Consider the following 22,032-nt stretch of genomic DNA (forward strand, 5'->3'; position numbering starts at 1 on the left):
CCGAGACCCGTCCATTGAGCCGGATCGACGGCTTCTAGAGCCAGCGATTCCGGTACACGTTCTCTCCTCGGCTTAGTTCATCGATTCGACGGTCACAATCTCGTATGTGGTACGCCGCGCTCGCGAACTGGCTAATCTTATGGAGGTAGGACTCCACTGATTGAAAGTCGGCGTGAAGTCGGCTCAGCTCAATCTCCTGTACCTCGCGCATGTTCATCTTCCCGCTTAGGTCGCGGGGATACCGCAACTCCTGGCCGTCAGAGTCCAGAGACTCTAGTTCGGTAATCGCGATTCCAACCCAGGCTGGCTCCAGCTCGACTCTGAGGGCGTTACGGTCGTCCTCAGGGATATGTTCTACAAGTGCGTCGAGGATCTCGTTCACTGCAATCGATATGCCCGTCCAGATTGGCGAGAGCTTGTGTGTCTTTAGGGCAGAGTTCGAGACGGACTTGACGGCCTCTGAATCGGGTATTGCTTCACGTAGATCTTCGAAAGTCGACTTCAGTTGAATCTCTAGGCAGAGACGCCAAGCTGCAAGAAGAGGATATGAAAGGTACTGCACTGTTAGGGATTCGAATTCTGCATGAATGATGTCCTCGTCGGAGCTTCTTCCCCGGGGTGGGCTGAGGGTCGCCACAACTCGATCCATCAATACGTCGACTGCTCGTCGCCAGCCGTAGTACTGGCTGTGGTGCGCGTGTCCGACGGCAATCTCCTTGTATTTAACTACGATATGCTCGATCGGCCTTGATCGGTACACCTGGTTCTGAGTTACGCGTTCAAGTAGATCGATTCGTTTCGATCGGTGGCTCGACAATCCTGATATTTCTTCATCTATCGTTCGGAAGCGGCCGCGCGGCTCCCATGCAGATGAGATCTGAAGCAGCGCGTCAACTGCGGCCTCAATTCGCCGAACGTGAACTCGGACGTTGTGGTATGTGAGCGCCTCCTCGATGTGTGATCGTAGAGTTTCCGAGCTTCGCATGTCGGTGAGGTGTGCGGCGATGCTGCCGTAGAAGCCGTCCGGCAGGTCCGGAAGCCTGTGCTTATTATCGCGGGGTAGGACGCGATGTTGCGTGAGGACCAAGCGCACGGTCTCGATCTCGGCAATATGTTCTTCGACATCTATTGTAGATCTATCTGAGTTTGAGTCATTAGGCATCTTCTGACCGCCTTACTGGTGACACCCTTCTTGTGCTGTCCTTCGATAGTTCGATCGCTCGCTCTCGGTCTACTCCAGCTTTGGCCATATTGAGCTCTATTATCAGTTCATTTGCCTCGGCAAGGGCGGGTCTATTTCGTTCTTGAGCTGTATTGATGAGCCACGCGTTCAGATTGTAGACAAGGCTAAAGTGGTGGTCGACAATCGGACGGAGTGGCATCCTCTGTCCGTGGGAAGATATAAACTTTCTGGTCGTCGCGGACCAACTGTCGTCCTCAAGTAAATCCGCTGTGCTCAGCTCAATCTCGGGCTTTGTGAGCTCCTGCTTGAAGGCTAGCGTGTACTGGATTACCGGAAGCGATCTATGCAGTGCGAAGTTGCGCAGTCGACTGATGAACGTGATCTCCGGGTGAGTGACGAGCTCGGCGCGTCGAGTAGCGAACTCCGCGCTTAGATCGTCCTTGTCGTGAAGGAAGTTTCTCGCATGGTCTGCCAACGTTGAGGTGCTTGCGATGTAATTGTGCAAGTTTCGCGAGATGCGTCCAGTGGTGGCGCTCTGACTCTTCGGTCGACCAATATTCTCGAAGAGGTCGAACACTGCGTTGGTGTCGCCATGAATGCTGTCAATGTGGTCCACAAGTTCGCGATAGTTCGGTTCGAACACTTGCTTCAGAGTCCCAATCAGAGCGTGAATCTTGCGGTGCTCCACGCGCCCGGGATGCTCGTTTAGGCGATCTTGTAGCTGTTTGGCGGCTTCACGCTGCTCTCGGCGCACGTAGCAAGTATGTCGGGCCTTGCCATTGTTAGGAATGTGCTGGGCGGATTCAGCGTCGAGCGGTTGTCCTTTGTCCGTCAGTGGCGTCGGGGGTTGTGCAGGTGATGGGTGGAGTGTGCCGGTGGGTAGATGGGCGACCGTGGTCGTGCAGCGTGTCCACCATCCTGACGGCATGGACATGACGACTTCAGCAGTCGTTGGCGCTCGCCCTACCGGTTGCAGTCCTGGTTGCAGTCGTCAGCGGTATCTGGCGTTCAGGAGGCAGGAGCGATGCCTGTTGAGCTGCTCGGGCACAACGGGCGGGCCCATGTGATCGACCATGTGCTGTTCTTGAAAGCGGGCGTCCGAAAGGACCGGGGGTTCGAATCCCCCCGCTTCCGCCACCGGCCGACGGGGCTCCGCCGACGCCGCCGCGCCCCACGCCGTCCCCGCACCCGCACCCGCACACCTGGACCGGCTCCCGCGCACGTGGACCGGCTCCTGCACACGTCGATCGGCTCCCGCACACGTGGACCGGCTCCCGCACAGGACGACCGGCTCCCGCGCAGGATTGGTCCCGTGCGGGCGCGTGCTGTCCTGTGCGATACACCCGCAGCCTGTGCGGGAACGGTCGCTGACCCGGTCAGCACGACAGCGGCGGCCTCGGGGCTTTGCCCGTTGCGGGTGCGGCGGGCCGCTCCTGCCGGGCCGTCCGCATCCGGACGACTCCCGCCGAGATGCAGCTCAGCATCGTCCGCACATACCGATAGAGACTCTGAGCCGCATCTCGGCGAGGGTGTTCCGGGTACGGACGAGTTCCGGCGGGTGGGCGCGCTGCGAGTGGTGGGCCGGTCAGGCCCGGCGCCGGCGTGCGGCGTTGTCGTGCTTCCGGACGGCGAAGGCGTGTGCCTCGTCCAGCAGTGCCTGGACCTGCGGCCACGTCTGGTCCGGGTTGATCACGCTCACCCAGTGGTAGGTCCCGTAGACCGGGTGCGGGAAGAGGGTGTCGAGGGCGATCGTGTCGTGCTCGGCCCGCCACCGGGAACAGCTCGGCGAACCGCGGCTTTGGCAGGCCGATGTTGAGGCGGAAGACGCCGGGCCGGTCCAGGTCGGACGCGGTGTCGTTGACGTCGGAGTTCACGACGGTCGCCCAGCCCTGGCGGGGGCGCTGGTCGTAGTCGTCGTCCGGGTCGTGGATGGCGAAGACGTCACCGTTCGCCTCGATCAGCCGGGTGCCGGGATAGCCGGCCAGGAGGGTGGCGATCTCGTCGGAGTCCATTGCGCCAAGACAGCACGATTCCACCGGGCGATGGGCGGATCAAGTGATGCAGATCACTCGGATGATTCGGCCAGCTCGGCGAGGCGGTCCAGTGAGGCCGCCAGCCGGTCCGCTGTCGTGGCGCGGGCACGGGTCAGCCGGTTCGCGTCGGTCAGGTCCGACCAGTCGTAGGTGTGGGTCACCCGGGTCCGTCCGGGGCCGAGCGCGTCCAGTTCCCAGCGCCACAGGTGGCCGGGCGGTGGACTGCCGGGCTCCGAGGGGAGCCAGGCGATCACCCGTCCCTCCTCGAACTCGACGACCCGGTTCTCCCGGACGGTGCCGAGCGTCAGCGTGGTCGTGAAGACCTCGCCGGTCCCGTGCACCCGTTGTCCGGGAGCGGCGTGGGCGAGGTTGTCGTTGCCGTCCCAGCGCGGCTGCCGGGCCGGGTCGGCGACGAGCTCGAAGATGCGGTCCGCGGGTGCGGCGATCTCCCGGGTGCTGGAGACGACGGTCTGCTCGGTCACCACCGGAGTGGAGCACGCCCGGGAACGGGTTGTCCCGTCGCGGCGGGACGGCACGCGCTCGTTGTCGGACCCCGGTGCCACGATCCCGTCGTGACGACGACCGAACGCGGCATCCCGCCGATGCAGGCCGATCCGCTGACCACGCTCGCCGGATGGCTCGACTTCTACCGGGCCACCCTGATCGGCAGGTGCGACGGGCTGACCGACGAGCAGTTGCGCCGGGCGCCGGTGGAGCCGTCGTCGCTGACGCTGCTCGGGCTGGTCCGGCACCTGGCCGCGGTCGAGCGGAACTGGTTCCGCACGGTGCTGGGCGGCGCGGACCTCCCGCCGCTGCACGGCCGCGAGGCGGGGACCGGCCACGACGGTGGGTTCGAGCTCGACGGCACCGGGTTCGCCGAGGCTCTCGCCGCCTGGGAGGACGAGGTCGCGCACGCCCGCGCGGTCTGCGCCGAGGCCGGACCGGACGGCACCGGCTCGCTCGACGGGCACGAGGTGTCGGTCGTGTGGGTGCTGACCCACGTCGTCGCCGAGTACGCCCGCCACTGCGGGCACGCGGACCTGATCCGGGAACGCATCGACGGGCGCACCGGGGTCTGACGGTCAGCCCCCACCGCGGTAGGTGCCGAACGTCCAGAGGTTGCCCTCGGTGTCGGTGACCGCGCACGCGTAGGCCGGGCCGCCCGCCGCGAACGCCGTCCGGTGGGGCGCCGCCGGCACGGTCGCGCCGGCGGTGACGGCCCGCTCGTGGACGGTGTCGACCCCCTCCTCGGACGCGACGGCCACGTAGACCGCACCCGCTCGCAACCCGGCGTGGACGCCGTCGTCGTGCTTGGTCCCTCCGAACAGGACGGTGCCACCGCCCGGCCAGGAGAGCTCGGCGTGCACGACGTCGCCGACGTCGTCGCGGACCACCACGGTCTCGGCGAAACCGATGCCGAGGAGGAACCGCAGCGCCGCGCCCGGGTCGTCGTAGTGCAGGACCGGCCACACCGTCGAGGTCATGGCTCCAACCTACGGCGCGGACAGGGTGTCACCTGCCAGGCTGGGTGCGTGAGCGCTCCCAGCGTCGACGGTCGCCGGTTCACCGCTGTCGCGAACACCGGCGACGGCGAGGTCGGCCGGGCCACCGTCTTCGACTACCACGAGGCCGACGGCCTGGTCTGGGCCGAGTACGGCGGCGGCGCGGTCCGGCTCGGCCGGCTCGTCGGCACCCGGGAGGGCGATGTCCTGCGGTTCCGCTACGTGCACGTCGCCGAGGACGGTTCGACCAGCTCCGGGCGTTGCGAGGCCCGTCTCGAGGTGCTGCCCGACGGCCGGCTGCGCTCGCACGAGGACTGGTGTTGGGAGTCCCGGCCCGGGGCCGGGACCAGCATCGTCGAGGAGATCGCCTGATCAGACCGGCACGGCGGCCGGACGGGTGTCGGCGCGGGCGTCGACGCCGTGGATCCAGGCCAGCCAGGGGTCCAGCCCGGCCAGCCCCGCGTCCCGGCTGCCGGCGGCCTCGCCGTCGGGCAGGTGCAGCAGGTCCGACGTGACCAGCGAGCTGCGCTGCACCTGGCGGGTGCGGGTCCGGCGCAGCCGCTCGTAGCGGCCGAACGCGGGGCCCGGGTCGGCGCCGGCGGAGGCCAGCAGGTCGGCGAGCACGACGGCGTCCTCGATGGACTGGTTGGCGCCCTGGCCGTGGTGCGGCAGCATCGTGTGCGCGGCGTCGCCGAGGATCACCACCCGCCCCGCCGACCAGCGCGACAGCGGCGGCAGCGTGTACAGCGGCCAGTGCGCGGACTGCGGGACGGCCCCGACCATCTCGCGGACGGCCGGTGCCCAGCCCGCGAACGCCCGGGCCAGGGTGCCGGGCTCGGCGGCGGCCGGGCCGGAACCCGCGTCCCACCGCTCGGGGCCCTCCAGCACGGCGAGGAAGTTGACCTCGCCGCCGTCGGGGCCGATCGCGTAGTGCAGGAGGTGCGCGTCCGGACCCATCCAGAACTGGATGGCCTGCGGGTCCGGCAGCGACGGCAGGTCGGCGACGCCGACGATGCCCCGGAACCCGGACGTCCCGGTGTAGACCGGCCGGGCGTGTGGGTCGACGACCGCGCGCAGCCGCGAGTGGACCCCGTCCGCGCCGACGACGACCGCCGCCGTCGCGGTCTCCCCGGAGGCGAGGGACAGCGCGACGTGGTCGCCGCGGTCCGTGACGCTGGTGACCTCGCCGCTCAGCCGGATCGTCCCCGGCGGGCAGGCCCCGGACAGGATCCGCTGGAACTCGGCCCGGTGGATGCCCAGGTAGGGGGCCCCGAACCGGTCGCGGTACGAGCCGTCGGCGCCGACCGGGAACGCGGTGACGCGGTCGTGGGTCCGCCAGCCGCGGTGCACCAGCTCGGTCGGCTGGGTCGCGACCGCCTCCAGCTGCCCGAGCAGCCCGAGCTCGTCCATCGGGCGCAGGCCGTTCGCGGACAGCGCCACCGCGGCGCCGACCTCGCGCAGTTCGCCGGCCCGCTCGTACACGGTCACCGGTACCCCGCGCGCGTGCAGCGACAGGGCCAGCGTGAGCCCGCCGATCCCGGCCCCGACGATCGCCACTGATCCGTCCATATCCGGATCCTCACACGTACACCGGGTGGTTTTCCTGACGCAGAACGTCTCACCGGTGACCAGGTTCCGCTCGGGCCCGGGGCCGGCGCCGTCACGTGACCGCCGGTGCCGACCGTCAGCCGGTCGGGGACTCCTGCTCCCCGTCACCGGGGGCCGGGTCCTGGCCGAGCTGGTTCGGCGGGAACCGCAACGGCGGCAGCTCCTGCAGCGGCGGCTGCGGGGCGTTGCCCACCTCCGGCGGCACGGGGGCGCCCTGGAGCGGGTTGCCCACCGGCTCCAGCGGGTCGGCCGGGGCGAACGTGCCCGGCCGCTCCAGGCCACCGGACTCGGTGCCGTCGAACGACTCGGTGCGGTCGCAGCCGTCGAGCATGACGGTCAGCGGGCCGTCGGTGTGCACGTCGAGCCGGGCGTCGCAGCTCACGCCGGCCCGCTCCGGATCGACCGTGACCGCGCCGACGCCCGCCGAGCGGACCTCCAGCACGTCCTCCGCACCGGCCTCCACCGGCTCGTCGAGGTGCCGGTACTCGCGCAGGTACGGGTTGACCGGGGAGAACGTGCCGTCGGTCTGCCCGATCTCGCGCTGCGGTGCCGGCACGGGTGCCTCGGTGATGCCCTGACCGCGGCTGACGACGTCGATCGTGCCCAGCTGCTGCGGGTCGCGCGAGACGATGCCGGACAGCCAGTAGGCGTGGTCGCCCACCAGGCCCGACCCCGGGTCGTCCATCAGCGGGTTCCGCACGTAGGTCACGTGGTGCGGGTCGACCGCGCGCGGCTCGTCGCCGAGCCAGTCGGTGGTGAGGTCCCACATCCCGTTCTTGCACATCACCAGGTGCTCGGCGCCCACACCGACGTGGCTGACGAACTCGTAGTCGTAGTCGCCCGCCGCGTACATGTCGGCCCGCTCGCGGGTGATGTTGTAGGGGATGAAGTCGTCGTTCACGCCCGCCCACTCCATCACCGGCTGGTTGCGCCGGCTGGGCAGCAGCTCGGAGATCTTCGACCCAGGCTCGTGCTTCGTCACGGTGTCGACGCCGGCGTTCTCCGCGACCTCGTCGGCGACGCCGTTGACCCCCGGGAGCGACGGCGCGACGTTCAGCCCGTCGCAGACGAACGCCTTGGTGAACACGTCCGGGAAGGTCAGCGACAGCTTGTTCGCGGTGTAGGCACCGGAGGAGAACCCGGCCATCGTGGTCCGCTCGGTGTCGAGGTCGTAGTGCCTGCGGGCGTCGGCCACCGCCTCGAACACGACGGCGCCGCCCTGGCCGTAGCCCCAGTTGTCGGCGCCGCGGAAGTCGACGTCGATCATCATCGTCGGGTCGTCCGGGCGCTCGGCGAGCTGCCGGTAGAGGTCCTTGTCGCCCGCGACGTCGTCGCCGGGGCGCAGGGTGTACCCGTTGGTCCAGACCATCGACGACCAGCCCGCGGACGGGGCCCCGGTCTCGGGGACGTAGACCATGTAGCGCTGCATCCGGCCCGCCAGGTCGGGGACGCAGTCGTCGCGGCAGGGGTAGCCGAACGACAGGCTCGGGCGCTGGTCACCGGAGCCCTCGCCGGACCCGGTGGCGATGCCGCCCTGCTGGGTGCCGGTCCCCGGGGCCGGTCCGCCCGGGTCCGACGGCAGCCGCCTGCCCTGCTCGGTCTCGAACTCCGAGGCGAACACGCGTGTCATGTAACCGCTGGTCGGGACGCCCGACTCGTCGTCGGTGCCGCTGCGCAGCTTCCCGAAGTCGACGTCGGCGTGGAACGGGCTGAGGTCACCGTTCGCGATCGCGAGCCGCTGGTCGTTGTTGCGGTAGGGCGCCTCGAACGGCTCCTGGAACCGGAACGCGGCGTCGAAGAACGCCGACGGCGTCGGGTCCCCGACGACCGCGCCGCCCGGGTGCGTCTCGTCGGCCGTCGCCCGTGGGGTCAGGTAGGCGTCGGCGTCGCGGTCCCACAATCCGGCCGCGGCGGCGATCCGCTGCGTCCCGTCCGCCGGGTCCCACGCGGAGTGCGGGACCCGGATCTCGACCTGCCGTCGCTCGACGTCGACCCGCACATCGGGGGCGTCGGACAGGGTTTCGCCGGTGGCGGCGTCGGTGACGTCCCCGCCGGTGCCGTGCACGGTCACGAACCGCTCCGCGGGCATCACGGTGTGGGCGCCGTGCGGTGCCTCGCGCGGTGTGTCGGAGTCCCCCAGCGCCAGGGTGAGACCGAGGAGCTCCGGATCGGTCATCGTGTTCATCGTGACCCGGAACAAGGTCGCGTCGTCCTCGGGCTTCGCCCGGACCTCGAGGATGTCGGCGGCGTTGCGCCGGTACCCGGCGGCCTCGGGGTAGGTGTAGTTGCGCAGCAGGGTGTCGTTCGGCCAGCGGTACTGGTTGCCGCCGCCCTCGTCGTCGTAGACGCAGCCCTGGTGCACGTACTCACCGGCGCGGTAGGCGCTCGTCATGCAGATCCCGATCGGGTCCGCCGACCACGGTCCGGTGTTCTGCAGCTGGGGTGCGTCGACGGCCGGGGCGCGCAGCAGGTCGGGGCCCGCCGTGTCGCCGGCGCCGGGGTCGCCCGGTGCGGCGAGCGCCGACCCGGCACCGACGGCCGCGCCGGCGACGAGCCCGGCCACGACGAGCGCGACGCCGACTCGCTTCGTCCTTCTCATGGGGAGCCTTCCACCGGTGACCGCGGCCCGCGCCTCGTTGCGTGGTGGGGTCCGGACGGATCACCGGTACAGGGCACAACGGACCCGTCTGTGACGCGGTGACGTGCGCGGATGATCCGGCTCTACTCCGAATGGGCTAAGACGATGCGGCTCTCAATCGACCGGGCGGAATCCGGGGGAAAGGATCAGGGCGAACCCCGAGCATCGCCCCCGGGTGGGCGGGCACCCTGGAATGATGCTGCGGCTCATCCTGAACGTGATCTGGCTGGTGCTCTCGGGCTTCTGGCTGTTCCTCGGCTACCTGGCCGCCGGGATCGTCGCCTGCGTGCTGATCGTGACGATCCCGTTCGGCATCGCCGCGTTCCGCATCGGCTTCTACGCGCTCTGGCCGTTCGGCCGGGACGTGGTGCGCCGACCCACGGCCGGGGTGGCGTCCACGATCGGGAACGTGCTGTGGATCCTGCTGTTCGGGTGGTGGCTGGTGCTCGGGCACATCGGCACGGCGATCGCACTGGCGATCACGATCGTCGGGCTGCCGCTGGCCTGGGCGAACCTGAAGCTGATCCCGGTGTCGCTGTTCCCGCTGGGCTCGCAGGTCGTCGACACCGACGACTAGGTGCCGGGGTCGCGCATCGCGACGTGAGCCCGGCCGGTCAGCCCGCGTCGGAGAGGAACTCGGCGCCGGCCCGGGCGAGCAGCCCCGGGTCGTGCACCCCGCACAGCTCGCGGGCCGAGTGCATGGACAGCACCGGGATCCCGACGTCGACCGTCCGGATCCCCAGCCGCGTCGCCATGATCGGCCCGACCGTCGACCCGCACGGCACCGTGTTCTTCGAGACGAACACCTGGCTCGGCACGTCCGCCGTGCGGCACGCCCGCTTCCACGCGGCCGCGCCGGGCGCGTCGGTGGCGTAGCGCTGTACCGCGTTGACCTTCAGCGACGGGCCGGAGTTCGGCACCGACAGGTGGTCCGGGTCGTGCTTGTCGAGGTGGTTCGGGTGCGCCGCGTGGGTGACGTCCACCGACAGGCAGCGGGACCGGGCGAACACCGGTCGGCGGGCGTCGAACCCGCCAGCGAGGCGGGTCAGCACGGTCTCCAGCAGCGGGCCCGCGGCACCGGTGGCGGTGTCGGAACCGATCTCCTCGTGGTCGAACCCGACGAACACCGGCACCGTGTCCGGGTCGCGCCGCGCGGTCTCGATCAGCGCGGTGATCCCCGCGTGGACCGACGCGAGGTTGTCCAGCCGGGGCGCGGCGAGGAGTTCGTCGTCACGGCCGAGGGTGGCGGGCGGGGTGAGGTCGTAGGTGAACAGGTCGTGCGCGGCGACGTCGCCGGGGTCCTCGTCGGCGAGCACGGCCAGGAACTCCAGCAGGTCACCGCCGCTGGGGTCGCCGAGCCCCCAGACGGGGAGCAGGTGTCGCTGCGGGTCCAGGGTGAGCCCCTGGCTCACGCCGCGGTCGAGGTGGATCGCGAGCTGCGGGATGCGCAGCAGCGGCCGGTCCACCCGCACCGGGACGACCCGGCCGTCGTAGAGCGCCAGCCGTCCGGCCAGCCCGAGGTCACGGTCCAGCCAGGAGTTGCACAGCGCACCGCCGTAGACCTCCACACCGACCTGCCGCCAGCCCGCGGCGCCGACGTCCGGGTTCGGCTTGACCTTGAAACCGGGGGAGTCGGTGTGCGCCGCGAAGATCCGCAGCGGCCGCTCGCCGGGTGTCGCGCGCTGCCACCAGGCGAGCACGGTGCCGTCGCGCACGAGGTAGCGGCCGCCGGGGCCGTCGACCCAGGGCCCGTCCTCGGGCTGCTCGACGAACCCGGCCGCGGTCAGCCTGCGGACGGCCTCGGCCACCGCGTGGTACGGCGACGGGCTCGTGGTGAGGAACGAGGCGAGATCACGTGCAGCGTCGGTCACGTAAGGCATCCTGGCAGCAATGACTGGAGGGGCGAGGACGGACGTCCACGACGTGATCGTGGTCGGCGCGGGATCCGCCGGCTGCACGCTGGCCGGCCGGCTGGCCGAGCGCGGTGTCCGGACGGCGCTGGTCGAGGCGGGCGAGATCGTCGTCCCGCCGGAGTCCACACCGATCGCGTCGCTCGCGGCGACCACCCCGGGGCACGTCCTGAACTGGGCCTACCGGGCGACCCTGTGCCAGGGCCGGGAGTGCACGGTGCCCCGCGGCCGGGTGCTCGGCGGCTCCGGCGCGATCAACGGTGGCTACTTCGTCCGGGCGGTGCCCGCCGACTTCGCCGACTGGGTGATCCCGGGCTGGTCCTACGACGACGTCCTGCCCTACTACCGGAGGCTCGAGCGCGACCTGGACTTCTGCACCTCCGACGCGCACGGCGACGCCGGCCCGCTGCGGATCTCCCGGCCGGCCGGGCACCTGCTGGCCCCCGTCACGGACCCGTTCCTGCGGGCGTGCGCCGGGCTGGGGTACTCCGAGGAGCCGGACAAGAACGCCGGCGGCAGGCCCGGGGTGGGCCCGGTCCCGACCAACGCCGTCGACGGGAAGCGGATCAGCGCCGCGACGGCGTACCTCCCGCCGCCGTGGGGGAACGCCGAGTGGCAGGACGCGCTGACCGTCTACGGCGGACGCGCCGTCGACACCCTGCTGTTCGACGGCGACCGGGTCACCGGCGTCCGGTTCGGTGACACGGAGCTCCACGCGGCGGAGACGGTCGTCGCGGCGGGTGCGGTGGGGAGCCCGGCCCTGCTGCAGCGTTCCGGGATCGGACCGGAGGACACCCTGCGCTCGGCGGGCGTCGCGGTGCGCCACGAGCTGCCGGGGGTCGGCCGCGGCTGGTCGGATCACCCGTCGGTGTTCCTGCCGCTGCGCAGCGGACTGCCCGACCCGCACCCGGACGCCGTCGCCGGGCAGGCCGCGCTGAACCTCGACTCCGGCACCGACCCCGCGGGCGACCTGGAGGTCCTGTTGTTCGCGCACCCGTTCGCGCCGGGCGGGCCCGCGCACCTGATGTGCGCGGTGCAGCACCCGGACAGCCGCGGGATGCTCGCGATCACCTCGCCCGAGCACGCCGACCCGCCACGGCTGAACTTCCGCTACCTGCAGACCACCTCGGACCGGCACCGGATGCGGGCCGCGGTGCGGGTCGCCGCGGAGATCCTCCGCGCCGCGGGCTGGGACCGGGCCGGCCCGGACGACGGCGGCCCGGCCGGCTGGGAGCTCGGCAACGACACCCGGCTCGACGAGTGGATCCACGGCAGGCTGACGACGTCGGTGCACCTGTCCGGCAGCGCGGCGATGGGGACCGGGCCGGACGCCGTCGTCGGGCCGGACCTGTGCGTGCACGGTCTGGACGGGCTGCGGGTGGCCGACACCTCGGTGCTGCCGTCGGCACCGCGGCGCGGCCCGGCCGCGACCGCCGTCATGATCGGGGAGCGGGCCGCCGACCTGGTCGGCGGCTGACCGGCCCGACGAGGAGGAACCATGCGCGACGAGGTCACGGTGCACGTGCGGGCACCGGCCCACGAGATCTGGGAGCTGGTCGCCGACGTGCGCAACACCGGCCGGTTCTCCCCGGAGACCCTCGAGGCCGAGTGGCTCGACGGCGCGACCGGCCCGGCACCGGGTGCCCGGTTCCGCGGGCACGTCAAGCGCAACGGCCGCGGGCCGATGTACTGGACCGTCTGCCGGGTCACGGCGTGCGAGCCGGGGCGCGAGTTCGGGTTCGCCGTGCTGGCGGGGAGCCGGACGATCAACACCTGGCACTACCGGTTCACCCCGGCCGGCGACGGGACCGACGTCACGGAGTCGTTCGCGCTGGCCGACAACGTGGGCACCCGGATCTACTGGGCGATCGCGGGGCGGGCCCGGCGGCGGACCAATCTGCGCGGGATGACCGAGACCCTGCACCGGATCCGGGAGGTCGCCGAGGGCGCCCGGTCCGACGACGGCGGGGCGGGCGCGTCCGGATGATCCGGCCGGCGGTGCCCGCCGACGTGGCGGCCATGCGGGAGATCGAACGGGCGGCCGGCGAGCCGTTCCGTGCGATCGGGCTCGACGTCGTCGCCGACGACGAGCCGCTCCCCGGCGCCGTCCTCGTCGCCTACGCGGCCGCGGGCCGGGCGTTCGTCGACGTGCGCGACGGCGCACCGGCCGGCTACCTGATCACCGAGGTCGTCGACGGCTGCGCCCACCTCGAGCAGGTGTCGGTGCTGCCCCGGATGCGCGGCAGGCGCATCGGGGAGGGGCTGGTCGAGCACCTCGCCGGCTGGGCGCGGGACCGGCGGCTGCCCGCGCTCACCCTGACCACGTACCGGGACGTGCCGTGGAACGGGCCGTACTGGGTGCGGCTCGGCTTCCGGGAGCTGGTCGAGCTGACCCCGGGTCTGCGGGCGATCCGCGCCGAGGAGACCGCCCGTGGCCTGGACGTGTGGCCGCGCCTGGCGATGCGCCGCGACCTGGGCTGAGGGCCGTAGGCTCGGCCCATGACCTCGGTGAACCCGTTCCTGGCTCCGAGCGAGCTGCCGTACGGCCTGCCCGACACCACCCGGATCGCCGACGAGCACTTCCTCCCGGCGTTCGAGGCGGGCATGGCGCAGCAGCGCGCCGAGGTGGCGGAGATCGTCGCGGGTGGTGAGCCGACGTTCGAGAACACGGTCGTCGCGCTGGAACGGTCCGGCGCCGTCCTGGACCGGGTGTCGCGGCTGTTCTTCACCCTCGTCTCGTCGCACACCTCGCCCGCGGTGCAGGAGATCGAGGCGACGGTCGCCCCGCAGCTCGCCGCGCACGCCGACGCGGTCGCCCTCGATCCCGGGCTGTTCGCCCGGATCGACGCGCTGCACGCCCGCCGGGACTCCCTCGGGCTCGGTCCCGAGGCGCTGCGCCTGCTGGAGCGCCACCACCGCGACATGGTCCGCGCCGGTGCCCGGCTGGGCGGTGCGGAGCAGGAGCGGCTGCGCGAGCTCAACGCCGAGCTGTCCGGCCTGACCACGTCGTTCGGTGCGAGCCTGCTGGCCGGGGTGAACGCGGCCGCCGTGTACGTGACCGACCGGGAGCGGCTCGACGGCCTGTCCGACGACGCCGTCTCCGCCGCCGCGGCGGCCGCCCGGGACCGCGGGTACGACGGCGGCTGGCTGATCACCCTGGTGCTCCCGACCACGCAGCCCGCCCTCGCCGTCCTCACCGACCGGTCGCTGCGGGAGGAGCTGCACCGGGCGTCGGTGACCCGGGGCCTGGGCGGCGCGCACGACACCCGGGACACGGTCCTGGCGATCGCCCGGCTGCGCGCCGAGCGGGCCCGGCTGCTCGGGTACCCGGACCATGCGTCCTACGTCATCGACGACGCCACGGCCGGCACCGCCGCCGCGGCCGGGGAGATGCTGGAGTCGCTGGTCCCGGCCGCCGTCGCGAACGCCGACCGGGAGACGGCGGAGCTCGCCGATCTCGCCGGCGGTGCGATCGAGCCGTGGGACCGGGCGTTCCACGCCGAGCGGGTCCGCCGCGAGCGGTACGCCGTCGACGACGCGGTGCTGCGGCCGTACCTGAGTGCCGAGCGCGTGATCCACGACGGCGTGTTCCACGCGGCCGGGCTGCTGTACGGCGTGAGCTTCACCGAGCGCACCGACCTGCCCGCCCACCACCCGGACGTCCGCTGGTGGGAGGTCCGCGACGGCGACGGCCGGGTGCTCGGCCTGTTCGGTGCGGACCTGTGGGCGCGGCCCTCGAAGCGCGGCGGAGCGTGGATGAACGCGCTCGTCGACCAGTCGTCGCTGCTGGGGACGACGCCCGTCGTGCTGAACACGCTGAACCTGGTCAAGCCGGCCGCGGGCGAGGCCGCGCTGCTATCCCTCGACGAGGTCCGCACCCTGTTCCACGAGTTCGGGCACGCCCTGCACGGGCTGTTCTCCGCGGTGGAGTACCCGACGTTCTCCGGGACGTCGGTGCCGCGGGACTTCGTCGAGTTCCCCAGCCAGGTCAACGAGATGTGGCTGAGCGACCCGGAGATCCTGGCGTCGTTCGCGCGGCACCACGCGACGGGTGAGCCGCTGCCGCCGGAGCTGCTGTCGGCGGCGCTGTCCGCCCGCGGGTACGGCGAGGGCTTCGCCACCACCGAGTACCTGGCGGCGTCGTTGCTGGACCAGGCGTGGCACCGGCTCTCGCCGGAGGAGGCGGGGGCGGTGACCGACGTCGCCGCGTTCGAACAGCAGGCACTGGAGGCGGCGGGGATCGCGCACCCGCTGATCCCGCCGCGCTACCGCACGACCTACTTCAACCACGTCTTCGGCGGCAGCGGGTACGCGGCCGCGTACTACTCCTACATCTGGGCCGAGGTGCTCGACGCCGACACCGTCGCCTGGTTCGCCGAGAACGGTGGTCTGCGCCGCGGCAACGGCGACCGGTTCCGCCGTGAGGTGCTCTCCCGCGGCGGGGCGGTGGACGCGATGGAGGCGTACCGCGCGTTCCGCGGACGGGACCCGGAGATCGGCCCGCTGCTGGAGCGCCGCGGGCTGACCGTGGACTGAACGCCCGCCGGCGTGCCCGGCGCACACGACACCGCCCGTCGTCCGGTGGGGAGCGCCGGGCGGCGGGCGGTGTCGTCGTGCGGGAGGGTCACGAGTACTGGCGCATCCAGGCCACCTGCATCTCCGACGGCTGGGGCGACCCGCCCGACGGGAAGTAGTCCAGCTGGACCGTGGCGTGCATCGGGCCCGGGGGCAGCGTCTCCGGGTCGGTCGACCGGAAGAACTCGACGCCGTTGACGTAGCCGACGATCGCTTCCGGCGTCCACTCGACGGCGTAGTTGTTCCACTGGGTGATGTCGAGGTCGGTCTTGGCGTGCTTCTGTGAGTTGTCCGACCCGTAGTGCAGGAAGAACGACACGTCCTCGCTGGCGCTGGTGGTCTCGGCGAAGTCGACCTCGCCGCCCTCCGGCCAGGAGATCTCGCTCGGCCACAGGAGCAGCACCGGGTGGTACTGCTCGTCGCCCTTCGGGAACTTCGCCCGCATCTCCCACTTGCCGTACTTCTGCGGGGTGCCCCAGGCGATGCCGCCGGTGTTGCCCTCGGAGTCGCCACGGATGACGAGGTTGCCGTTCTCGACCGACACGGCGTCCGGGGTGCGGCGGCCCTGCCCGTCGTGGCCGGCGCCGTCGTAGGCGCTCCAGTTCTCGCCGAGCGAGGAGCCGGTGAACTCGTCGCCGCCGATGGCCTGCCAGCCCAGCTTCAGCGCGGCCTGGATCCCGTCACCGACGACCTGGGCGGCGCCCCCGACCGGACCGGCGGGTGCGGATCCGGTGCCCGAGCCGGAGTCCGAACCGGACTCCGCGGCGCGCTCGGCGGCGGCCTTGCGCTCCGCGGCGCGCCACTCGGCGGCCTCGGCGGCGGCGATCGCCGGTCCGATCTGGCCGGACGCACCCTGGGCGACGTCACCCATCGCGGACCCGCCGCCGTCGCCGATGCCGGTCGTCGCGGTGCCGACGCCGTCGGAGACCGACCGGCGCGACGCGTCCACCAGGGTGGTGCTCAGCGAGGGGTCCTCGGCGCCGGGCTGCAGCAGCGTCACCACGAGCGTGGCGGCGAGGATCGCGGCCACGCCCACGCCGAGCGGGCCGTAGCGGCGGAGCCGGGACCGGCCGGCCGGTGCGGCCCGGTCGATCTCGACGACCGACGAGTCACCCGCTCCGGTCCCCGCGTCCGCGGGACCGGCGGGCTCGTGCAGCTCGGCGATCGCGACACCGCTCGTCCCGCGGGCGGCGTGCCGCGCACCGTGCGCACCGTCGTCGGGCTCGTCCCCGGCCTCGCGGTGCGAGAACAGCTCGACCGGCGCGTCCGGGACGGCCGGTGGATCGAGCGTCGTCGTCGCGGAGCGTGCGGGGGCACCGGGTGCCCACCCGCTCGCGTCGTCCGCGTCCGGGTCCGCCCACGGCGAACGGGACACCCGGACCTCGGCCGACCGGCCACTCCGCGTGACACCGGTGGGGGAGTCCGCCTCGGCGGCACCGGTGTCGTCACCGTCCCCGGCGCGGCGGGCACGGTGACGCCCGGAGGCGGTCACCGGTTCCTGCAGCAGGGTCGACGCGGGTACGGCAGCGGACGCGGAGCGCCCGGCCCGTGGGGACGGCACAGAGGGGGAGCTGTGCTCTGCGGCAACCCGCTCGATCAGATCCCGGGGGTCGATCCGATCAGCCGCAGCGGAACTCTTCCGTCGCATGAGGAGGGACTCTAGGTAGGGTGACCGTGCGTGAACACCCTCGCTGAGAGAGGTGGTTGCTCTCCGGCGCCGACAGGTCGTCGGGACACGACGATCAGCAAGATCTCGCAGAAACGGTAATGACTCTGCTCCGAATGGAGCAGTCGCACTCTCAGGTTGGTCCGATAGGCGGACGCGAACACTCTCTGTCGCACCGTTAGCCGATTGTGACCGACTTCCGGTCGCGCCAGAGTGGGCCCGATGCTCCCCCCATCCCCCCGAACCCCGCCCCAGGACCTGTGAACGACAACGCTCCCCCCCCGTCGCCCCGTCCATCTCCGTCCCGGCGCCCCGCTCCCCGGTCCGCCCCCTCTCCGTCCTCCTCGCCCTACCGCCGTCCACGACCTCGGTCTCGCTCGGTCGCGGCCTGCGGCAGGACCTGGCGGCGGAGGGTGTCGACCTGACCGTCGCCGCGGACGGCATCGAGCTGCTCGACGCCGTCCGTGCCGGTGGCACCGACCTGCTCGTCCTCGACATGGACCTGCCCGGCCCCGATCCGGCGGTGCTGCTCGGCGCGGTGCAGGCCGAGTCCCCGCCGACACCGGTGATCACGGTCGTTCCGCGCGAACGGCGGGCCACCGTGCTCGGCCTGCTCCGCGGTGACCGCGACGACTTCCTCATCCGGCCGTTCGTCCCCGACGAGCTGGCCGCGCGGATCCGGCTGCGGCTGCGCGCCGCCGCCGGGCTCCCGGCCCCGACCGTGCTCGGGCACGGCGGGCTGTCCGTGGACGTCGACGCCGGCCAGGTCTTCGCCGACGGCAGGCGGGTCGCGCTCTCACCGACCGAGTACGCGCTGCTCCTGGCGCTCGCCGAGCGGGCGGGCGAGGTCGTCACCCACGACGAGCTGGCCCGGCGCGCCTGGTCCGAACCCGCCTCGCCGAACCTGGTGCAGGTCTACATCTCCTACCTGCGCCGCAAGATCGGTCCGGAGCGCATCCGCACCGTCCGCGGTGCCGGCTACCAGCTGGACGGTTAGCGGGCGCCGTCCCCGGCGGGGAACGACGACGCGGCGTCGAGCAGCACGTCGTTCTCCTCCGGGGTGGACACCGACACCCGGACGCCGTCCGGCTGGAACGGACGCACGATCACCTTCCGTTCGGCGCAGTGGGCCGCGAAGTCCGCGGCCCGCTCGCCGAGCGGCAGCCACACGAAGTTGGCCTGCGTCTCCGGCACGGTGAACCCGAGGCCGCGCAGGCCGGCGGCGACCCGGTCGCGCTCGCGGACGACGCCCGCGCACCCCGCGAGGATCTCCTCCCGGTGCTCCAGCGCGGCGATCGCGCCGGCCTGGGCCACCGAGCTGACCCCGAACGGCGGAGCGACCTTGCGCAGCGCCGTCGCCACCTCCTCCGACGCCAGCGCGTAGCCGACCCGGAGCCCGGCCATCCGGTAGGCCTTCGAGAAGGTCCGCAGCACCACGAGGTTCGGGTGCGCGTCGAGCAGCGGGCGACCGGTGACGGCGCCGGGGTCGGTGACGTACTCCGCGTACGCCTCGTCCAGCGCCACCAGCACGTCCGACGGCACCGCGGAGAGGAAGCGCTCGAACTCGTCGCGGTGGACGGCGGGCCCGGTCGGGTTGTTCGGGCTGCACACGAACACCAGCCGGGTCCGGTCGGTGATCGCGGCGGCCATCGCGTCGAGGTCGTGGCGGTGGCCGTCGTCGAGCGGCACGGTGCGGACCTCGGCGCCGCCGATCCGGGTCACGATCGGGTAGGCCTCGAACGAGCGCCAGGCGAAGAGCACCTCGTCGCCGGTGCGGCAGGTGACCTGCACCAGCTGCTGGCAGAGCGTCACCGATCCGCAGCCGACCGCGACCCGCTCCGGCGCGAGGCCGTGCAGCTCCGCGATCCGCCCGGACAGCTCGACGACCCCCAGATCGGGGTAGCGGTTGCCGTTCGCGGCGGCCCGGGTGATCGCCTCCAGTACGGCCGGGGCCGGTGGCTCGGCGACCTCGTTGCTGGCCAGCTTGATCGCCCCGGGGACGGTGCGGCCCGGCACGTAGGCGGGCAGGGTGTCCAGATCGGGACGGATCAGCGTCATGTGGGCAACGGTAGCTCTCGGGGGTCGAAACACGGGCGGCTGCTCTGGTTGAGTGACCCCATGAGTACGGGGATCCGGACCGAGGGCGTTCCGCTGACCGACGGGAGCGAGCTACGGCTCACGGTCGGCGAGCCGGACGGCCCGGCCCGCGGCGGCGTCGTCGTGCTGCAGGAGGCCCGCGGCGTCACCGACTCCGTGCGGCTGCTGGTGACCGGGCTGGCCGGCGACGGCTGGCTGGCCGTCGCCCCGCACCTCTACCACCGTGACGACGCCGACGACCTCGGCGCGGGCAGCGACACCGAGGTCGCCGAGCAGCTCGGCCGCCTGGAGCCGCAGCAGGTGATGGACGACTGCGAGACCGCGTTCGGCTGGCTGGCGGACAACGGCATCGAGCCCGACCGGATGGGCGTCCTCGGGTTCGACATCGGCGGAACGGTGGCGTTGCACGTCGCGGCGAACCGGACCCTCGGCGCCGCCGTCACCGTGGCGGGCGAGGGGGTCGAACGGTCCCCGTCGCACAGCGTCCCCGCGCTGGTGGAGACCGCGCCCGAGCTGACCTGCCCGTGGCTGGGGATCTACTCGGAGGCCGCCGACAGCGCCGCCGTCGCCCGGTTGCGCGAGGCCGCCGAGTCGTCGGGGGTGGCGACCGATCTCGTCGTGTTCCCCTCCACCGGCTACCGGTTCGACGACGACCCCGAGTCCGCCGCCGAGGCGTGGGAGCGCGTCCTCAACTGGTACGACGCCCACCTCCGCTGACCCGCCCGGCGCCCGCGGTGTGGTCCCGCCCCAGCACGGCGGCCGGGGTGTGTCCGGCGACCACTGGTGCGCGGGCGGCCCGGTCGGGGAAGCTGGATCCATGTCGTCAGCGCAGACCGTGACCGACCCGGAGATCCCCGAGCTCCTGTGGCGGCCCGACCCGGAACAGGTGCCGCACACCGAGATCGTCGCGTTCGCCACGTGGGCCCGCGACTCACGCGGGGCGCCGATCACCGACGTCACGGACTACGCGCAGCTGCACGCCTGGTCGGTGTCCGACCTCGAGGCGTTCTGGTCGGCGGTCGCCGAGTACTCCGGCGTGATCTTCCACGACCGGCCCACCGCGACCCTCGGTGCGCGGGACATGCCGGGCGCGCAGTGGTTCCCGGGGTCGACGCTGAACTACGCCGAGCACGCCCTCACCCCCGGCCCCGGCCGCGCGGACGACGACGTGGCCGTCGAGTTCGTCCGCGAGGACGGCCTGGAGCGCACCGTCACCCACGCCGAGCTGCGCGACCAGGTCGCGCGCGCCCGGGCCGGCCTGGTCCGGGCCGGGGTGGGGACGGGTGACCGGGTCGTCGCGCTGGCGTCGAACTCGGTCGAGACCCTCGTCGCGTTCCTCGCCACGGCCAGCCTGGGCGCGATCTGGTCGTCGTGCTCGCCGGACTTCGGCGCCCGTGCGGTGCACGACCGGTTCGCCCAGATCGAGCCCACGGTGCTCGTCGCGGTCGACGGCTACCGCTACAACGGCAAGGGCTTCGACATCCGGTCCAACGTGGCGTCGCTGCAGCAGCAGATGCCGTCGTTGCGCGCGACCGTCCTGGTGCCGTACCTGGACCCGGACGCGACCCTCGACGGCACCGTGTCCTGGTCGGAGTTCACCGCCGAGGCCGGCCCGCTGGAGTTCACCGCCGTCCCGTTCGACCACCCGCTGTGGGTGCTCTACTCGTCCGGCACGACCGGGCTGCCGAAGGGCATCGTGCACGGGCACGGCGGCATCGTGCTGGAGCACCTCAAGGCGATGCGGCTGCAGCACGGCCTGGGGCCCGGGGAGCGGTTCTTCTGGTTCACCACCACCGGCTGGATGATGTGGAACTTCCTCGTCGGCGGCCTGCTGGTGGGCGCGACGGTCGTGATGTTCGACGGCAGCCCCGGGCACCCGGACCTGGGTGCGCTCTGGGCGCTCGCCGCGAAGCACCGGGTGTCGCTGTTCGGGGTGTCCGCCCCGTACGTCCAGTCCTGCATGAAGGCCGGTCTGCGTCCCGGCGACGACCACGACCTGTCCGCGATGAAGGCGCTCGGCTCCACCGGGGCGCCGCTGTCGGTCGAGGGTTTCCGCTGGATCGGTGACGCGGCCGGGAAGCACATCCAGATCTGCTCGGTGTCGGGCGGCACCGACGTGTGCGCGGCGTTCCTGACCAGCGCCCCGACCGTCCCGGTGTGGCTCGGTGAGCTGTCCTGCGCGGCGCTGGGCGCCGACGTCCGGTCCTACGGCGAGGACGGGGCCGACCTGCTCGACGACGTCGGCGAGCTGGTCATCACGACGCCGACGCCGTCGATGCCGGTGATGTTCTGGAACGACCCGGACGGCACCCGGCTGCGCGAGTCCTACTACGAGGACTTCCCCGGGAAGTGGCGGCACGGCGACTGGGTGCGCCGGACCCCGCGCGGCTCCTACGTGATCTACGGCCGGTCGGACTCGACGCTGAACCGCGGCGGGGTGCGGATGGGGACGGCCGACTTCTACTCGGTCGTCGAGAACTTCGACGGCGTCGCCGACTGCCTGGTCATCGACACCACGGCGCTGGGCGCGCGGGAGGAGGGCGCGCTGCTCTGCTTCCTGGTGCTCGACGACGGCGTGTCCCTCGACGACGTCGAGCCGGCGCTCCGCACGGCGCTGCGCAAGGAGCTCTCGCCGCGGCACGTGCCGGACCGGTTCGTCGTCGTCGACGCGGTGCCGCGGACGCTGAACGGCAAGAAGTGCGAGGTCCCGGTGAAGAAGATCCTCTCCGGCGCCGATCCGGCGAAGGCGGTGTCCTCCGGGGCGCTCCAGAACCCGGACTCGCTGGCCCCGTTCGTGGCCATGGCAGGGCGCTGATCAGC

19 protein-coding genes are annotated in these 22,032 nt (G+C 72.0%); 10 read left to right on the forward strand and 9 right to left on the reverse strand.

The annotated features are described in order from the left end of the window. Positions 1-34: 34 nt before the first annotated feature. From Ae150APs1_RS31440 to Ae150APs1_RS23235, 3 genes are all read right to left on the reverse strand, one after another. Entirely contained in the window at positions 35-1,162 is a 1,128-nt protein-coding gene (locus Ae150APs1_RS31440) for a hypothetical protein (protein WP_139317030.1), read from the reverse strand. Then, complete coding sequence (locus Ae150APs1_RS31445) at positions 1,155-1,937, reverse strand: hypothetical protein (RefSeq protein ID WP_139317031.1); 783 nt, start codon at positions 1,935-1,937, stop codon at positions 1,155-1,157. The genes Ae150APs1_RS31440 and Ae150APs1_RS31445 overlap by 8 nt, the downstream gene beginning before the upstream one ends. Positions 1,938-3,248: 1,311 nt before the next feature. Next, positions 3,249-3,698 carry an SRPBCC family protein gene (locus Ae150APs1_RS23235; RefSeq protein ID WP_029239308.1) on the reverse strand — a complete coding sequence of 150 codons (450 nt, stop codon included), beginning with the start codon at positions 3,696-3,698 and terminating at the stop codon, positions 3,249-3,251. Between the two features lie 90 nt (positions 3,699-3,788). On the opposite strand from Ae150APs1_RS23235, the gene Ae150APs1_RS23240 reads away from it, so the two are divergent. Further along, on the forward strand, positions 3,789-4,295 hold the full coding sequence (locus tag Ae150APs1_RS23240) for a DinB family protein (protein ID WP_075300305.1): 507 nt from the start codon (positions 3,789-3,791) through the stop codon (positions 4,293-4,295). Positions 4,296-4,298: 3 nt separating this feature from the next. On the opposite strand, the gene Ae150APs1_RS23245 is transcribed toward Ae150APs1_RS23240, so the two are convergent. Beyond that, the gene (locus Ae150APs1_RS23245) at positions 4,299-4,700 is read right to left on the reverse strand and encodes a glyoxalase (protein WP_075300307.1); all 402 of its coding nucleotides are present in this window, start codon (positions 4,698-4,700) and stop codon (positions 4,299-4,301) included. Positions 4,701-4,748: 48 nt separating this feature from the next. Between Ae150APs1_RS23245 and Ae150APs1_RS23250 the strand changes: the two genes are divergently transcribed. Further along, positions 4,749-5,090: a hypothetical protein gene (locus tag Ae150APs1_RS23250; protein ID WP_075300309.1), complete on the forward strand. Its 342-nt coding sequence runs from the start codon at positions 4,749-4,751 to the stop codon at positions 5,088-5,090. Here Ae150APs1_RS23250 and Ae150APs1_RS23255 read toward each other — a convergent pair whose 3' ends face one another. Continuing rightward, positions 5,091-6,287 (reverse strand): FAD-dependent monooxygenase, encoded by a 1,197-nt coding sequence (locus tag Ae150APs1_RS23255; RefSeq protein WP_075300311.1) that lies wholly within the window; start codon positions 6,285-6,287, stop codon positions 5,091-5,093. 115 nt (positions 6,288-6,402) lie between these two features. Further along, positions 6,403-8,925, reverse strand: coding sequence for a hypothetical protein (locus Ae150APs1_RS23260; protein WP_170918121.1), 2,523 nt, complete (start codon positions 8,923-8,925; stop codon positions 6,403-6,405). A gap of 238 nt (positions 8,926-9,163) precedes the next feature. Between Ae150APs1_RS23260 and Ae150APs1_RS23265 the strand changes: the two genes are divergently transcribed. Beyond that, complete coding sequence (locus Ae150APs1_RS23265; protein WP_075302474.1) at positions 9,164-9,541, forward strand: YccF domain-containing protein; 378 nt, start codon at positions 9,164-9,166, stop codon at positions 9,539-9,541. A 37-nt stretch (positions 9,542-9,578) separates the two neighbouring features. Here the strand turns inward: Ae150APs1_RS23265 and Ae150APs1_RS23270 are convergent, their stop codons facing one another. Then, complete coding sequence (locus Ae150APs1_RS23270; protein WP_212567251.1) at positions 9,579-10,835, reverse strand: M18 family aminopeptidase; 1,257 nt, start codon at positions 10,833-10,835, stop codon at positions 9,579-9,581. Positions 10,836-10,854: 19 nt separating this feature from the next. Here Ae150APs1_RS23270 and Ae150APs1_RS23275 point away from each other — a divergent pair, with 19 nt between their 5' ends. Genes Ae150APs1_RS23275 through Ae150APs1_RS23290 form a run of 4 tightly spaced genes read left to right on the forward strand, consistent with a single transcriptional unit; the run spans position 10,855 to position 15,410 of the window. Then, positions 10,855-12,351 carry a GMC family oxidoreductase N-terminal domain-containing protein gene (locus tag Ae150APs1_RS23275; protein ID WP_075300317.1) on the forward strand — a complete coding sequence of 499 codons (1,497 nt, stop codon included), beginning with the start codon at positions 10,855-10,857 and terminating at the stop codon, positions 12,349-12,351. 21 nt (positions 12,352-12,372) lie between these two features. Next, positions 12,373-12,861 (forward strand): SRPBCC family protein, encoded by a 489-nt coding sequence (locus Ae150APs1_RS23280; RefSeq protein ID WP_010241116.1) that lies wholly within the window; start codon positions 12,373-12,375, stop codon positions 12,859-12,861. Then, positions 12,858-13,355 carry a GNAT family N-acetyltransferase gene (locus Ae150APs1_RS23285; RefSeq protein ID WP_010241118.1) on the forward strand — a complete coding sequence of 166 codons (498 nt, stop codon included), beginning with the start codon at positions 12,858-12,860 and terminating at the stop codon, positions 13,353-13,355. Before Ae150APs1_RS23280 ends, Ae150APs1_RS23285 begins: the two co-directional genes overlap by 4 nt. An 18-nt stretch (positions 13,356-13,373) precedes the next feature. Next, a complete protein-coding gene (locus tag Ae150APs1_RS23290; RefSeq protein WP_075300319.1) occupies positions 13,374-15,410 on the forward strand; it encodes a M3 family metallopeptidase in 2,037 nt (678 codons plus the stop codon). 88 nt (positions 15,411-15,498) lie between these two features. On the opposite strand, the gene Ae150APs1_RS30620 is transcribed toward Ae150APs1_RS23290, so the two are convergent. Next, the gene (locus tag Ae150APs1_RS30620; protein ID WP_139317034.1) at positions 15,499-16,941 is read right to left on the reverse strand and encodes a glycoside hydrolase family 16 protein; all 1,443 of its coding nucleotides are present in this window, start codon (positions 16,939-16,941) and stop codon (positions 15,499-15,501) included. A gap of 208 nt (positions 16,942-17,149) precedes the next feature. Between Ae150APs1_RS30620 and Ae150APs1_RS23300 the strand changes: the two genes are divergently transcribed. Continuing rightward, entirely contained in the window at positions 17,150-18,112 is a 963-nt protein-coding gene (locus Ae150APs1_RS23300) for a response regulator transcription factor (protein WP_249266458.1), read from the forward strand. Here the strand turns inward: Ae150APs1_RS23300 and hisC are convergent. Next, the gene (gene hisC, locus Ae150APs1_RS23305) at positions 18,109-19,173 is read right to left on the reverse strand and encodes a histidinol-phosphate transaminase (protein WP_075300321.1); all 1,065 of its coding nucleotides are present in this window, start codon (positions 19,171-19,173) and stop codon (positions 18,109-18,111) included. The two genes, Ae150APs1_RS23300 and hisC, sit on opposite strands and share 4 nt — an antisense overlap. 60 nt (positions 19,174-19,233) lie before the next feature. Between hisC and Ae150APs1_RS23310 the strand changes: the two genes are divergently transcribed. Both Ae150APs1_RS23310 and Ae150APs1_RS23315 read left to right on the forward strand, forming a co-directional pair. Further along, positions 19,234-19,929, forward strand: coding sequence for a dienelactone hydrolase family protein (locus tag Ae150APs1_RS23310; protein ID WP_010229591.1), 696 nt, complete (start codon positions 19,234-19,236; stop codon positions 19,927-19,929). Between the two features lie 100 nt (positions 19,930-20,029). After that, positions 20,030-22,027, forward strand: a complete 1,998-nt coding sequence (locus tag Ae150APs1_RS23315) for an acetoacetate--CoA ligase (RefSeq protein WP_075300323.1) — start codon at positions 20,030-20,032, stop codon at positions 22,025-22,027. The last annotated feature ends 5 nt before the right edge of the window (positions 22,028-22,032 follow it).

The sequence above is a fragment of the Pseudonocardia sp. Ae150A_Ps1 genome, assembly GCF_001932315.1.
Lineage (GTDB): Bacteria > Actinomycetota > Actinomycetes > Mycobacteriales > Pseudonocardiaceae > Pseudonocardia.